Origin of the sequence: Massilia orientalis (assembly GCF_030411975.2) — a bacterium.
Taxonomy (GTDB): domain Bacteria; phylum Pseudomonadota; class Gammaproteobacteria; order Burkholderiales; family Burkholderiaceae_D; genus Telluria; species Telluria orientalis.
The window spans coordinates 1-13,524 of the sequence record NZ_JASNRB020000021.1; the positions used below are offsets into that span (position 1 = coordinate 1).

The 13,524-nt window shown below is 65.3% G+C and carries 13 protein-coding genes; 10 read left to right on the forward strand and 3 right to left on the reverse strand.

Going from position 1 to position 13,524, the window contains the following annotated elements; all coding sequences use genetic code 11:
* Positions 1 to 310: 310 nt before the first annotated feature.
* Entirely contained in the window at positions 311 to 1,051 is a 741-nt protein-coding gene (gene phbB / locus QPK29_RS26550) for an acetoacetyl-CoA reductase (protein WP_056134010.1), read from the reverse strand.
* Between the two features lie 78 nt (positions 1,052 to 1,129).
* Complete coding sequence (locus QPK29_RS26555) at positions 1,130 to 2,308, reverse strand: acetyl-CoA C-acetyltransferase (RefSeq protein ID WP_056134007.1); 1,179 nt, start codon at positions 2,306 to 2,308, stop codon at positions 1,130 to 1,132.
* A gap of 387 nt (positions 2,309 to 2,695) precedes the next feature.
* Between QPK29_RS26555 and minC the strand changes: the two genes are divergently transcribed.
* The 3 genes from minC to minE are packed head-to-tail and all read left to right on the forward strand — an operon-like array spanning position 2,696 to position 4,600.
* Positions 2,696 to 3,478 (forward strand): septum site-determining protein MinC, encoded by a 783-nt coding sequence (gene minC, locus QPK29_RS26560; RefSeq protein WP_056134005.1) that lies wholly within the window; start codon positions 2,696 to 2,698, stop codon positions 3,476 to 3,478.
* A gap of 53 nt (positions 3,479 to 3,531) precedes the next feature.
* Positions 3,532 to 4,347 carry a septum site-determining protein MinD gene (gene minD, locus QPK29_RS26565; protein WP_056134002.1) on the forward strand — a complete coding sequence of 272 codons (816 nt, stop codon included), beginning with the start codon at positions 3,532 to 3,534 and terminating at the stop codon, positions 4,345 to 4,347.
* 1 nt (position 4,348) lies between these two features.
* Positions 4,349 to 4,600 (forward strand): cell division topological specificity factor MinE, encoded by a 252-nt coding sequence (gene minE, locus QPK29_RS26570; RefSeq protein ID WP_036231293.1) that lies wholly within the window; start codon positions 4,349 to 4,351, stop codon positions 4,598 to 4,600.
* 27 nt (positions 4,601 to 4,627) lie between these two features.
* On the opposite strand, the gene QPK29_RS26575 is transcribed toward minE, so the two are convergent.
* Positions 4,628 to 5,134, reverse strand: a complete 507-nt coding sequence (locus QPK29_RS26575; RefSeq protein ID WP_056133999.1) for a DUF697 domain-containing protein — start codon at positions 5,132 to 5,134, stop codon at positions 4,628 to 4,630.
* 210 nt (positions 5,135 to 5,344) lie between these two features.
* Between QPK29_RS26575 and QPK29_RS26580 the strand changes: the two genes are divergently transcribed.
* The 7 genes from QPK29_RS26580 to gshA all read left to right on the forward strand — a co-directional run bounded on the left by QPK29_RS26580 (position 5,345) and on the right by gshA (position 13,451).
* Entirely contained in the window at positions 5,345 to 6,034 is a 690-nt protein-coding gene (locus tag QPK29_RS26580; RefSeq protein WP_056133996.1) for a response regulator transcription factor, read from the forward strand.
* A 53-nt stretch (positions 6,035 to 6,087) separates the two neighbouring features.
* Positions 6,088 to 7,362 (forward strand): glutamyl-tRNA reductase, encoded by a 1,275-nt coding sequence (hemA, locus tag QPK29_RS26585; RefSeq protein ID WP_371770460.1) that lies wholly within the window; start codon positions 6,088 to 6,090, stop codon positions 7,360 to 7,362.
* Between the two features lie 75 nt (positions 7,363 to 7,437).
* A complete protein-coding gene (prfA, locus tag QPK29_RS26590; RefSeq protein ID WP_056133989.1) occupies positions 7,438 to 8,514 on the forward strand; it encodes a peptide chain release factor 1 in 1,077 nt (358 codons plus the stop codon).
* Positions 8,515 to 8,641: 127 nt separating this feature from the next.
* Positions 8,642 to 9,112, forward strand: a complete 471-nt coding sequence (locus QPK29_RS26595) for a disulfide bond formation protein B (protein WP_056133985.1) — start codon at positions 8,642 to 8,644, stop codon at positions 9,110 to 9,112.
* On the forward strand, positions 9,112 to 9,939 hold the full coding sequence (gene prmC, locus QPK29_RS26600) for a peptide chain release factor N(5)-glutamine methyltransferase (protein WP_371770461.1): 828 nt from the start codon (positions 9,112 to 9,114) through the stop codon (positions 9,937 to 9,939). The genes QPK29_RS26595 and prmC overlap by 1 nt, the downstream gene beginning before the upstream one ends.
* Before the next feature lie 70 nt (positions 9,940 to 10,009).
* Complete coding sequence (locus QPK29_RS26605; RefSeq protein WP_371770462.1) at positions 10,010 to 11,767, forward strand: DUF885 domain-containing protein; 1,758 nt, start codon at positions 10,010 to 10,012, stop codon at positions 11,765 to 11,767.
* An 88-nt stretch (positions 11,768 to 11,855) separates the two neighbouring features.
* Positions 11,856 to 13,451 carry a glutamate--cysteine ligase gene (gshA, locus tag QPK29_RS26610; RefSeq protein WP_371764145.1) on the forward strand — a complete coding sequence of 532 codons (1,596 nt, stop codon included), beginning with the start codon at positions 11,856 to 11,858 and terminating at the stop codon, positions 13,449 to 13,451.
* Positions 13,452 to 13,524 lie beyond the last annotated feature (73 nt).

Sequence of the window (13,524 nt, forward strand, 5' to 3'; positions counted from 1 at the left end):
CAGGTAAGAACGCACTCCTTCACTGCACAACCGCCGGATCTACGCCACCTCGCCTTGACCACAAGAGCTTCGCGGTCGTTTGCCCGCTCGCCCTGCTCAGCGGCGCCTTCTATCCGATTCTTGTTCATCGGCTCGCAATTTCGCTCCACGCTTCCTCTCCACGGTCGGTCGCCCTTCCGCAGTTGCGCTTCACTTCGCTCGCCGTGGTCAGCTTGCGGCGGGACTTGCACCCGCAGGAGTGCGCCCATGCTGGGCGCACAAAATAAAACACCGCCCGGAGGCGGTGTCGATGCGTCGCAAGCGCGGCCGCTTACTGCATGTGCTGGCCGCCGTTGATGGCGATGTTGGCGCCGGTGACGAAGGCGGCTTCGTCCGACGACAGGTACGCGACCAGGCCGGCCACTTCTTCCGGCTTGCCCAGGCGGCCCATCGGGATCTGCGGCAGGATCTTCGATTCCAGCACTTCGGCCGGGATGTCGGTGACCATCTTGGTGCCGATGTAGCCCGGCGAGATGGTGTTCACGGTGACGCCCTTGCGCGCCACTTCCAGCGCCAGGGCCTTCGTGAAGCCGTGGATGCCGGCCTTGGCCGCGGAGTAGTTGGTCTGGCCGAACGCGCCCTTCTGGCCGTTGACGGACGAGATGTTGATGATGCGGCCCCAACCGCGCTCGACCATGCCGTCGGCGACGGGCTTGGTCATGTTGAACACGGAATCCAGGTTGGTCTTCATGACCGCATCCCAGTTGACCTTGTCCATCTTCTTGAAAGTCATGTCGCGCGTGATACCGGCGTTGTTGACCAGCACGTCGACGGCGCCGACTTCCTGCACGACCTTGGCCACGCAGGCCTGGGCGGAGTCGTAATCGGACACGTCGCATTCGTACGCCTTGAAGTCATGGCCCTGTTCGCGCATCGCAGCAAGCCAGCCTTCCGCTTTCTTGCTGCCCGGCGAGTACGTCGTCACGACCTTGTAGCCGAGCGCCGCCAGCTTGATGCAGATCGCTTCACCCAGGCCGCCCATGCCGCCGGTCACTAATGCCACTCTAGCCATTGTCTTCTCCTAGTTTTTGCACACACTTGTTAACTACGGTTACCGGCACGGCGCCCCAACGATGGCGCCGTGCGGTGTTTAATCGCGCTCGACTGCCAGGGCAACGCCCATGCCGCCGCCGATGCACAGGGCAGCGAGGCCCTTCTTGGCGTCGCGGCGGACCATTTCGTGCAGCAGGCTCACCAGCACGCGCGCGCCCGAGGCGCCGATCGGGTGGCCCAGCGCGATCGCGCCGCCGTTGACGTTGATCTTCGACGTGTCCCAGCCCATCTGCTTGTTGACGGCGACGGCCTGGGCGGCGAACGCTTCGTTGATTTCCATCAGGTCGACTTCTTCGTGCTTCCAGCCGGCCTTTTCCAGCGCCTGGCGGGCGGCGTCGACGGGGCCCATGCCCATGATGGCCGGGTCCAGGCCGGCCGACGAATACGCCTTGATGCGGGCGATCGGGGTCAGGCCCAGTTCCTTCGCTTTCGAGGCCGACATCATGATCACGGCGGCGGCGCCGTCGTTCAGGCCGGAGGCGTTGCCGGCGGTGACGCTGCCCTCCTTGTTGAAGGCCGGACGCAGGCTAGCCAGGCCTTCCAGCGTGGCGCCGTGCTTCGGATACTCGTCGGTATCGAACACGGTGGTGCCCTTCTTGGAGGCGATCTCGATCGGGATGATCTCGTCCTTGAACTTGCCGGCCTTTTGCGCGGCTTCCGCCTTCAGCTGCGACTGCAGCGCGAATTCGTCCTGTTCCTGGCGCGAGATGTCGTACTTGCGCGCGACGTTCTCGGCCGTCACGCCCATGTGGTACTGGTTGTAGACATCCCACAGGCCGTCGACGATCATCGTGTCGGTCAGCTTGGCATCGCCCATGCGGAAGCCGTCGCGCGAACCGTTCAGCACGTGCGGCGAGGCGCTCATGTTTTCCTGGCCGCCGGCGATCACGATCGAGGCGTCGCCGCACTTGATGGCCTGGGCCGCCAGATGGGTGGCGCGCAGGCCGGAACCGCACACCATGTTCAGGGTGAACGCCGGCACCTTGTCCGGCAGGCCGCTCTTGATGACCGCCTGGCGCGCCGGGTTCTGGCCGACGCCGGCCGTCAGGACCTGGCCCATGATGACTTCGCTGACCGCGGCCGGGTCGATGCCGGTCTTCGTCAGCAGGTGCTTGATGACCTGGGCGCCTAGCTCGGCAGCCGGAATTTTTGAGAGCGTGCCACCGAACTTGCCGATTGCAGTACGGCCTGCGGCCACGATTACGACATCTTCCATATCAATCTCCGGTATCCCGGCCCCAGCGGCCGGGGTTCAATGAGTGGACAGCCCTGCTGTCGGCCTTTTTCTGCCCAGGCCTGGAAGAATTCGAACACCAGCACAACGCGCGCTTGAGGAAGCGCAATCTCCGCTCAAGCTTGGACAGAAAGCCAACAATATTAGTGACCTCGCTTAAATCTTGTTTAAGCAAAATCAATCTTATCAGCTTATTCATCGGAAAAAACAGCCTTTTTATTGATTTTGCTTAAGGCTGAGCATCTTTATCAGGCATTATTTTTGTTCAGGAAACAGGAGTTTCCAGTCATCCAAACCCGAGCCAAAACCCTTTTCCGTTGAGTGAAATTTCACAGTAGAATGCACGGGCTAAGCCAACCACATTGATTTATGCCCAAAAGCTCGAGCTCCCTGCCCATCGAAATCAAGATCTCCACGGTCGTGGCCATTTCGACCATCCTGCATTCGGCCGATCCGATCGCGATCGATGCCGCGCTGAAGCAGATGACCGGGGGTGTGTCGGATTTTTTCGAGGATGAATTTGCCGTCATCGACGTCGCCGGCATCGCCGACGACGCCGCGCACATCGATTGGGAGGCGCTGGTCGCGCTGCTCAGGAAGTACCGCCTGAACGCCGTCGCCGTGCGCGGCGCGCCGGCCGCGCTGCACGACGTGATCCGCGCCCATGACCTGTTCCTGGACGACGGCACCAGCGGCTTGCAAACGAGCGCCGGCCGCGAACGGGAGATGCCCGCGGCACCGGTCGAAACGGCAGAGCCCACCGCCGAACCTGCACCATCGCCCGCGCCGGCCCCTGCGGCACCGGTGCACGCGATGATCGTCGACACGCCGGTCCGTGCCGGCCAGCGCATCTACGCGCGCGGCACCGACCTGATCGTGACCGCCGTCGTGAACAATGGCGCCGAGCTCATCGCCGACGGCAGCATTCACGTGTACGCGCCGCTGCACGGCCGCGCGCTGGCGGGGGCGTCGGGCAATGCGGGCGCGCGCATCTTCGCGCTGCAGTTACAACCAGAATTGGTGTCAATCGCGGGCGTTTACCGGACGTTCGACGAAGGTTTCCCGGCAGAGGTCGCACGCCAGCCGGCACAAATCCGTTTGGTCGGCGACCGAATCGATATATCATCGCTGGGTTCGGCGACCCGCAATTAAGGCGCGCCCCTGTACCAGCACTGACCAGATACTGAAAAGGACACAATTTTTTCATGGCAAGAATTATCGTTGTAACGTCCGGTAAAGGTGGTGTGGGCAAGACCACCTCGAGCGCAAGCTTCTCGACCGGCCTCGCACTGCGCGGCCACAAGACCGTCGTCATCGATTTCGACGTCGGCCTGCGCAACCTCGACCTGATCATGGGTTGCGAACGCCGCGTCGTGTACGACCTGATCAACGTCATCAACGGCGAAGCGAGCCTGACCCAGGCCCTGATCAAGGACAAGCACTGCGACAACCTGTTCATCCTGCCGGCTTCGCAGACGCGCGACAAGGACGCGCTGTCGGAAGAAGGCGTGGAAAACGTGCTGAACGAGCTGGTCAAGATGGACTTCGAGTTCATCATCTGCGACTCGCCGGCCGGCATCGAGCACGGCGCCCTGATGGCGCTGACGTTCGCCGACGAAGCGCTGATCGTCACCAACCCGGAAGTCTCGTCCGTGCGCGATTCCGACCGCATCCTCGGCATCCTGCAAGCCAAGTCGCGCCGCGCCCAGAGCGGCGGCGAACCGGTCAAGGAACACCTGCTGATCACCCGCTACTCGCCGCGCCGCGTGGAAAACGACGAAATGCTGTCGTACCAGGACGTGCAGGAAATCCTGCGCATCCCCCTGCTCGGCATCATTCCGGAATCGGAAGCCGTGCTGCACGCGTCGAACCAGGGCAACCCGGCCATCCACTTCAAGGATACCGACGTGGCCCAGGCCTACCAGGACGTCGTGTCCCGCTTCCTGGGCGAAGAGATCCCGCTGCGCTTCACCAGTTACGAAAAGCCGGGCTTCCTGCAGCGCCTGTTCGGAGCGAAGTGACATGCCTCTGCTCTCATTCCTGTTTCCCAAGAATCAGAAAAGCGCGACGGCGGCCAAGGAAAGGCTGCAGATCATCATCGCCCGCGAACGCAGCGGCCGCGGCGGACCGGACTTCCTGCCCGCCCTGCACCGCGAGCTGATCGAAGTGATCTCCAAGTACACCAAGGTCAACGCCGAGGACATCAAGATTTCCCTCGACCGCCAGGGCAACCTGGAAGTGCTCGACGTCAACGTCGTCCTGCCGGACGCCTGATTCCGTCTTTCCGCCGCGCCGGGGTGTTCACGCCGGCGCGGCTGCCACCTCGCGCGCGACGCGCGTGCAGGCGTCGATGTGCTGGTAGCCCATCTGCCTGAATAACGCAAAGCCGATCGCGGCCGACGCGACCTGCCCCGCCAGCGGCACGATCTTCGCCGCCGACTTGGCCGCCAGCTTGGCACCCGACTTCTGCAACAGCTTCAGCACCAGTTCCTTCGTCACGATCTTGCCCACGAGCGTACTGCCGATGGCCGCCACGGCCTGGTAAGTGGCGATGCGCATGCGCGGCTGCAGCCGGTCGATCTGCTCCGGCGACAGGCCGAACGCCCGGTTGATCTCTTCCACCATGACGGCAAAGCTGGACAGGTCCGCGACGATGTCCACGCCCGGCACCGGGATCACGGATACGCCCGCCGAAATGGCCGCGCGCTTGCGCACGAGGCCGCGGCAGCGTTCGCGCACGCGTTCGATGTCCTCGCTGGAGACCGGCAACAGGGCCAATTCGCCGTCCTGACTCTTCTTCTTGAACATGTTAGCTCCTCAACCACAATGTTGAAGTCAGTGTAACCGGGAGTTTGTCTCCGGCCTGACACAACTATGACGCAATTTCCCAACGAAAATGTGAATTTATCTGAGGCATCGGTAGCTTTGCGTTTTAAAAGTCTGATATATTTAGTGACATTGTAGGAATGTTCCTACAGTGACGTCCTACAGTCCCACAGCCGAGACAGCCTGAACATCATGAGAATATCCGTACTGGACAACGACACGACCCAGGCAGAACTCATCTGCCAAGTTCTGAACGGAGCTGGGCACAGTTGTCAAGCATTTGACAGTGGTAAAGAATTGCTGGGGCAACTCCGCAAGGACAGCACCGACCTGCTGATCGTCGACTGGCAAGTGACCGACGTCCCGGCGGCGGAACTCCTGCGCCGCGCCAAGGAAAAACTGGCGCCGAATACCCCGACGATGTTCCTGGCCGGCAGCTCGGCCGAAGACGACATCGTGGCCGGCGTCACGGCCGGTGCCGACGACTACCTCGTCAAGCCGCTGCGCCGCGGCGAGCTGGTCGCACGCACGCAGGCCCTGCTGCGCCGGGCGTATCCGTCGCAGAATGGTGCCGAACAGTTACAGTTCGGTCCGTACGTGTTCGAGACCCGCCCGGGCCGCCTGATGATGGACGGCGAGCAGATCGACGTCACGCACAAGGAATTCAACCTGGCGCTGCTGTTTTTCCGCAACCTGGGCCGTCCGCTGTCGCGTGCGTACATCCATGAATCGATCTGGGTGCGCGAAACGGCCGTCCCGTCGCGTACGATGGACACGCACGTTTCGCGCGTCCGCAACAAACTGCGCCTGCGTCCGGAGAACGGTTTCCGCCTCGTGCCGGTATATAGCTACGGCTATAGGCTGGAAAAGCTGGGCGCGTGAAACCCTGACGCCGTAGGGGTATAATGGGCGCGCTGCCCAATTTTTGATCACCCATGCAACTGCTCGCCGTCGGCCTCAATCACACCACAGCACCGGTCTCGCTGCGCGAGCAACTGGCGCTGGCGCCTGAGCAGCTGGGCGACGCGGTGCAGGCGGCGCGCGGGTGGTTTTCAAAATTTAATACCCGCGGCGAAGACGAAGCGGCGCTGCTCTCGACGTGCAACCGCACCGAGATGTACGCCGCCAGCTGCGCACCCGACCCGCTCGATGCATCCGCGCGCTTCCTCGCGGACTACCACGACCTGAATTTCGCCGAACTGCGCCCGCATTTGTACATGCTGCCGCAGCACGACGCCGTGCGCCACGCGTTCCGCGTCGCCTCCGGCCTCGATTCGATGGTGCTGGGCGAGGCCCAGATCCTCGGCCAGATGAAGGATGCCGTGCGCGTCGCCGACGAGGCGGGTGGCCTCGGCACCTATCTGCACCAGCTGTTCCAGCGCAGCTTCGCCGTGGCGAAGGAAGTGCGCTCGACGACCGAGATCGGCGCGCACAGCGTGTCGATGGCCGCCGCCGCCGTGCGCCTGTCGGAACGCATCTTCGATCGCGTCAGCGAGCAGAACGTCCTCTTCATCGGCGCCGGCGAGATGATCGAGCTGTGCGCCACGCACTTCGCCGCCCACAATCCGAAGTCGATCACGATCGCCAACCGCACGCTGGCGCGCGGCGAAGCGCTGGCCGCGCGCTTCAACGGCAGCGCGATCGGTCTCGCCGACCTTTCCGAACGCCTGGCGCAGTTCGACGTCGTCATCGCCTCCACCGGCTCCACCTTGCCGCTGATCGGCAAGGGCCTCGTCGAACGCGCCATCAAAGCGCGCCGGCACCGGCCGATGTTCATGGTCGACCTGGCCGTCCCGCGCGACATCGAGCCGGAAGTGGGCCGCCTGAACGACGTGTTCCTGTACACGGTCGACGACCTGGCCGAGGTGGTGCGCACCGGCGTCGAAAGCCGCCAGGCCGCCGTCGCCCAGGCCGAGGCCATCATCGAGACGCGCGTGCAGTCGTTCATGCACTGGATCGGCGACCGCGCCGTGGTGCCCATCATCCGCGACATGCACGAATCGAGCGAAGCGATGCGCCTGGCCGAACTGGAACGGGCGCGCAAGCTGCTCGCCAGGGGCGAAGACATCGAGACGGTGCTCGACGCCCTGTCGAAGGGCCTCACCGCGAAATTCCTGCACGGCCCGCAACAGGCCCTGCACCGCGCCCAGGGCGATGAACGCGCCCGCCTCGCGAGTTTGCTGCCCCAGCTGTTCCGCGGCCGCCGTTAGCGGCCTGCACTCCTTCGCCGTACCCGCGTGCCGCTTCCCGCGGCTTGTCCGCTGTCATTCCGATAAGAACACCCTATGAAACCATCCATGCTGGCCAAGCTGGACCAACTGGCCAACCGCCTCGTCGAACTGGACGAACTCCTGATGTCCGAGGGCGCCACCGCGAACATGGACAGCTTCCGCAAGCTGAATCGCGAACACGCCGAACTGAGCCCGCTGGTGGCCGTCTACCGCCAGTACCAGACCGCGCAGGCCGACATCGACGCCGCGCAGGAGATGCTCGCCGACCCGGACATGAAGGAATTCGCGCAGGACGAGATCGACGCGGCGAAGGCGCGCATGGCGGAACTGGATCTCGAGCTGCAGAAGATGCTGCTGCCGAAGGACGAGAACGACGAGCGCAACATCTTCCTCGAGATCCGCGCCGGCACGGGCGGCGACGAATCCGCGCTGTTCGCGGGCGACCTGCTGCGCATGTACACGCGCTATGCGGAGCGCAACCGCTGGCAGGTGGAGATGGTGTCGGAATCGCCGTCCGACCTGGGCGGCTACCGCGAAGTCATCGTGCGCATCGTCGGCCAGGGCGCCTACTCGAAACTGAAATTCGAGTCGGGCGGCCACCGCGTGCAGCGCGTGCCGGCGACGGAGACGCAGGGCCGCATCCACACCTCCGCCTGCACCGTCGCCGTGATGCCGGAGGCGGACGAAGTGGAGGACGTGCAGATCAATCCGGCCGACCTGCGCATCGACACCTACCGCGCTTCGGGCGCCGGCGGCCAGCACATCAACAAGACGGATTCCGCCGTCCGCCTGACGCACCTGCCGACCGGCATCGTCGTCGAATGCCAGGACGACCGCAGCCAGCACAAGAACAAGGCGCAGGCCATGAAAGTCCTCGCCGCGCGCATCAAGGACGTGCAATTGCGCGAGCAGCAGAGCAAGGAAGCGGCAACCCGTAAAAGCCTGATCGGCTCGGGCGACCGCAGCGAGCGTATCCGCACCTACAACTTCCCTCAGGGCCGCCTGACCGACCACCGCATCAACCTGACGCTCTATAAACTGGACATGATCATGGACGGCGACCTGGCCGAACTGACGAACGCCCTGTCGGCCGAGCACCAGGCCGAACAACTGGCGGCGCTGGGGGATTGATCAACAACAAACCGGGGTCAGAGCCCGTTTTTGGGAAATTTCCAAAAATCGGGCTCTGACCCCGGTGTTAAGACAGTTATAAGTTGCTAGACTGAAAATATCCTTTTCGACCTCAACCAGGAAGCCCATGTCCTCGTCCCGCAATCTCCTGCTCGCCATCGCCGCCGTCAGCATCGCCCTGATCGGCGCGGCCCTGTATCTCCAGCACGTGAAGGGCCTGCTGCCCTGCCCGCTGTGCGTGATCCAGCGCTACCTGTACCTCGGCATCGCGATCTTCAGCCTGATCGGCGCCTTCGCCAACAAGATCAAGGCCGGCGCCGGGCTCGCGCTGCTGTGCGCGCTGGGCGGCCTCGGCTATGTCGGCAAGCATTTGTACGTGCTGGCGCACCCGGGCTTTTCGTGCGGCATCGATCCGATGCAGACGACGCTCAACAAGATCCCGACCGCGACCCTGTTGCCCGGCCTGTTCCGCGCCGACGGCCTGTGCGAAGCGGCGCAGGAAACCGTGTTCGGCCTGAACGTGCCGCAGTGGTCGGCCGTCTGGTTCACGATCCTCACGCTGGCCCTCGTCTGGGTGCTGGTGCGGCGCGCGCGCTGATGACCATCCAGCCCGGCGCCACCATCGCGGCCGTGCAGGCAAGCCTGCCGCTCGACCCGCTGGAAAACCGCATCCTCCTGTGCGAGGCGACGGGTCTCACCCGCGTCCAGTTGATCACGCAGGGCGACCGCGCCCTCACGCCGGACGAAGCGTCGCGCCTGGACGATCTCGTGGCGCGCCGGCTGCGCGGCGAACCGATCGCCTACATCGTCGGCCGGCGCGAATTCTTCGGCCTGGCGTTCCGGGTCGGCCCCGCCGTGCTGATTCCCCGCCCGGACACGGAATTGATCGTCGAACTGTCACTCGAGCGCCTGCCGGACAACGCACCGCGCCTGCTCGACATGGGGACCGGAAGCGGCGCCATCGCCGTCGCCGTCGCGCACACGCGGCCGGACGCCGATGTCACCGCGCTGGACGTCAGCCCGGACGCGCTGGCCGTCGCCCAGGCGAATGCGGCCGCCAACGACGCGCGCGTGCGCTTCTTGGAGAGCAGCTGGTTCGACGCGCTCGCCGCCGCGGAAACCTTCGACGTCATCGCCTCCAATCCGCCCTATATCGCGGCCGGCGACGAGCACCTCGTCCAGGGCGATTTGCGCTTCGAACCGGTCGGCGCGCTGACGGACCATGCGGACGGCCTGTCCGCGCTGCGCATCATCATCCAGGGCAGCGCGCGCCACCTCGCGCCGGGCGGCTGGCTGCTGCTCGAGCACGGCTACGACCAGGCGGCGGCCGTGCGCGCGCTGCTGGCGGACGCCGGCTTCACCGACGTGCAAAGCTGGCGGGACCTGGCCGGGATCGAGCGCGTGAGCGGCGGTCGGTTCGGCTGATCGTCTCCCCGGCGCGCTCCGGACGCCCCGTTTGTTACAATTTCGGGTCCACCACCCGGAAGCCAACACGATGCGTCGACTGTTCGCGACTCTCATCCTGCTCGGCCCGCTCGTTGCATTCGCGGCGGACAGCGCCGACCCGGCGCAAGCCCTGTTCGAGCGCGACTGGCAATGGCGCCTCAAGCACCGGCCCGAATTCGCCACGAGCGTCGGCGACCACCGCTACGACGCGCTGCTGGCCGACACCTCGCTCGCGGAGCAGACGGCCATCGTCGAGCACGCGCGGCGCATGCTCGACCTCGCGCGCCAGATCGACCGCGCGCAGCTGGCCGGCCAGGACCGTCTCTCCTGGGACCTGTTCACGGGCGACCAGGAACGCATCCTCGCGCGCGCCGCGTTCGTCGCGTTCGACCCGCAGCCGGTCAGCGCGCAGGACGGCCTGCAGATCCGCTTCCCGCAACTGGTCGCGCAGATGCCCTTCTTCACGGAAGACGACTACCGCAACTACATCGCGCGCCTGAATGCCCTGCCGCGCCACGTCGACGGCATCATCGAGCAGATGCGCGAGGGGATGCGCACCGGCTGGACGGCGCCGAAGTCCATCATGGCCGGCCTGCCCGCGCAGTTGCGGACGATGCGCGAGCACGTGCAGGATGGCGCCCTCGGCGCGCCGTTCCAGCGCCTGCCCGCAACCATCGACGAGGACACGCGCGCGCGGCTCGCGACCGATGGCGCGGCCGCCCTGCGCACGGCGGCAGGTGCGCTGCAAAAGCTGGAAGACTTCGTGCGCACCGACTACCTGCCGGCCGCGCGCACGACCATCGGCGCATCCGGCCTGCCCGGCGGCGCGGCTTGGTACGCATATCTCGTCAAGGCTGCGACGACCACCACGCTGGCGCCGGCCGAGATCCACGCGCTGGGTATCAAGGAAGTGGCACGCCTGCGCGCCGAGATGGAAGCGACGGCAGCGCGCACGGGTTTCAAAGGGAGTTATCCGCAATTCGTCGCGTTCGTGCGCAGCGATCCGCGCCTGTTCCCGACGAACGCGGACGCGCTGCTGGACCGCTACCGCCGCACCATCGCGCGCGTCCAGGCCCAGTTGCCCACGCAGTTCGGCACGATCCCGCAGGAAGAACTGGCCGTCAAACCCGTGCAGCAGGCGGGCGCCGATACTCAGGGCGGCGCCTATTACGAAGCGGGCACGCCGGAGCGGGTCGCGGCCCTCGCCGTCAACACGAGCCGCCTGGACACGCGGCCGCTGTGGGAAGTCGAGACGCTCGCCCTGCACGAGGGCATCCCCGGCCACCATCTGCAGGTCGCGCGCGCCCACGCCATCGACGGCCTGCCGGCATTCCGCCGCCACGCCTGGTATCCGGCGTTCGGCGAAGGCTGGGCGCTGTATGCGGAGAGCCTGGGGCCGATGCTCGGCCTGATGCGCGATCCGTTCTCGCAATTCGGCCGCCTGGCCGACGAGCAGCTGCGCGCCGCGCGGCTCGTCGTCGACACGGGCATCCACGCGCTGGGCTGGCCGCGCCAGCAGGCCGTCGACTGGCTGAACGCGAACACGGCCAATCCGCCGTCCGACAACGAGGTCGAAGTCGACCGCATGATCGCCCAGCCGGGCCAGGCGCTGGCGTATAAAATCGGCCAGCTGCGCATCGCCGCGCTGCGCGCGCGGGCGCAGGCGGCGCTGGGCCCGCGCTTCGACGTCCGCGCCTTCCACGACGCCGTGCTGGAAAACGGCGCCGTGCCGCTGGACGTGCTGGAAAAGCGCATCGACCGCTGGATCGCGGCGCAGAATGTCCCGGAACCTGACCCGGTTAATTAACTAAAAAGTCATATTGAGGGCTGACCGGCGCGGTTGGCCGATTTCGGTTACTCTCTGCGTCTCATGGCAGTATAAGAAAGGAAACCTCGTGTCGAACCAACTGACCCGCCGCCTGGCCCTGCTGGACGACGATGCCCACCGCGGCCTGCTCCTGCAAGGCCTGCGCGGCATCGAGCGCGAGACGCTGCGCGTCGATGGCCAGGGCCACCTGGCAAGGACTGCGCATCCGGTAAAACTCGGCTCGGCCCTGACCCATCCGCAGATCACGACGGATTACGCGGAAGCGCTGCTCGAATTCATCACGCCGGCCGAACACGACATCGGCCTGGCCCTGCACCGCCTGGATGCGATCCACCGCTACGCCTATTCCAAGCTGGACGGCGAACTGCTGTGGAGCCAGTCGATGCCGTGCGAGCTGCCGGCCGAAGAAGACATCGAGATCGCCTGGTACGGCAAGTCGAACCTCGGCATGCTCAAGCACGTGTACCGCCGCGGCCTGGCCCTGCGCTACGGCAAGGCCATGCAATGCATCGCGGGCATCCACTACAACTATTCGCTGCCGGAAGAACTGTGGCAGCTGCTGGCGGAACACGAGGGCATCACGGAAGAGCGCCGCAACGCGCTGCGCGACTTCCAGTCCGAAAGCTATATCGCGACCATCCGCAATTTCCGCCGCTACAGCTGGCTGCTGATGTATTTGTTCGGCGCATCGCCGACCCTGTCGACGGGCTTCCTGCGCGGCCGCGAGCACAATCTCGAGACGCTGTCGGACGACACGTTGTTCCTGCCGTACGCGACGAGCCTGCGCATGAGCGACCTGGGTTACCAGAACGACGCCCAGTCCGGCCTGCGCCCGCACGAGAACAGCCTGGAAAGCTATGTGACCTCGCTGATGGACGCCGTCAAGCGCCCGTATCCGCCGTACGCGGAGATCGGCACGAAGAAGGATGGCGAGTGGGTCCAGCTGTCGACCAACATCCTGCAGATCGAGAACGAATACTATTCGACGATCCGCCCAAAGCGCGTGATCCGCACCGGCGAGCGCCCGGTGCAGGCGCTGTGCGCCCGCGGCGTGCAATACATCGAGGTGCGCTGCCTGGACGTCGATCCGTTCGAACCGGTCGGCATCGCGCTGGAGACGGGCCGCTTCCTGGACGCCTTCCTGCTGTTCTGCGCCCTCGAGGAAAGCCCGCTGATCAATGCGATGGAAGGCCAGGTCCACGCGCGCAACTTCGCGCGCACCGTGAAGGAAGGCCGCCGTCCGGGCCTGACCCTCACGCGCAACGACCACGAAGTGCTGCTGAAGGATTGGGCGGAAGAGCTGCTGGAGCGCATCCGCCCCGTCGCGGAACTGCTGGACCACGAGCACAATTACAAGGGCGCGCACATGGACGCGCTGAACGCGCAGAAGGCCAAGGTCGCGGATCCGGACAAGACCCCGTCCGCGCGCGTGCTGCAGGAAGTGCGCACGCTCGGCTCGTTCGCGCAGTTCGGCCTGCGCCAGAGCGAACTGCACGCCGAGGCCTTCCGCACCGAACCGCTGATGCCGGCCGAGACCGCGCTGTTCGACGAGATGGCGCGCGTGTCGCTGGCCGAGCAGGCGCAGGTCGAGGCGACGGATACCGGCTCCTTCGACGACTTCGTGGCGGCGTATAACAGTAGTACACTGTGCCGTAACAGCTAACACGCGAGCTTGGACATTTACGCATGCACGTCGTTCCCGCCTGCGCGGGAACGACGTCTCACGCTGAATCGGG

Bases quoted from the DNA above. Each gene is read 5' to 3' on its own strand.
- phbB (WP_056134010.1), bottom strand. From the start codon at position 1,051: ATGGCTAGAGTGGCATTAGTGACCGGCGGCATGGGCGGCCTGGGTGAA.
- QPK29_RS26595 (WP_056133985.1), top strand. From the start codon at position 8,642: ATGTCCTCGTCCCGCAATCTCCTGCTCGCCATCGCCGCCGTCAGCATC.
- minD (WP_056134002.1), top strand. From the start codon at position 3,532: ATGGCAAGAATTATCGTTGTAACGTCCGGTAAAGGTGGTGTGGGCAAG.
- prfA (WP_056133989.1), top strand. From the start codon at position 7,438: ATGAAACCATCCATGCTGGCCAAGCTGGACCAACTGGCCAACCGCCTC.
- minE (WP_036231293.1), top strand. From the start codon at position 4,349: ATGCCTCTGCTCTCATTCCTGTTTCCCAAGAATCAGAAAAGCGCGACG.
- QPK29_RS26575 (WP_056133999.1), bottom strand. From the start codon at position 5,134: ATGTTCAAGAAGAAGAGTCAGGACGGCGAATTGGCCCTGTTGCCGGTC.
- hemA (WP_371770460.1), top strand. From the start codon at position 6,088: ATGCAACTGCTCGCCGTCGGCCTCAATCACACCACAGCACCGGTCTCG.
- minC (WP_056134005.1), top strand. From the start codon at position 2,696: ATGCCCAAAAGCTCGAGCTCCCTGCCCATCGAAATCAAGATCTCCACG.
- QPK29_RS26580 (WP_056133996.1), top strand. From the start codon at position 5,345: ATGAGAATATCCGTACTGGACAACGACACGACCCAGGCAGAACTCATC.
- QPK29_RS26605 (WP_371770462.1), top strand. From the start codon at position 10,010: ATGCGTCGACTGTTCGCGACTCTCATCCTGCTCGGCCCGCTCGTTGCA.
- QPK29_RS26555 (WP_056134007.1), bottom strand. From the start codon at position 2,308: ATGGAAGATGTCGTAATCGTGGCCGCAGGCCGTACTGCAATCGGCAAG.
- prmC (WP_371770461.1), top strand. From the start codon at position 9,112: ATGACCATCCAGCCCGGCGCCACCATCGCGGCCGTGCAGGCAAGCCTG.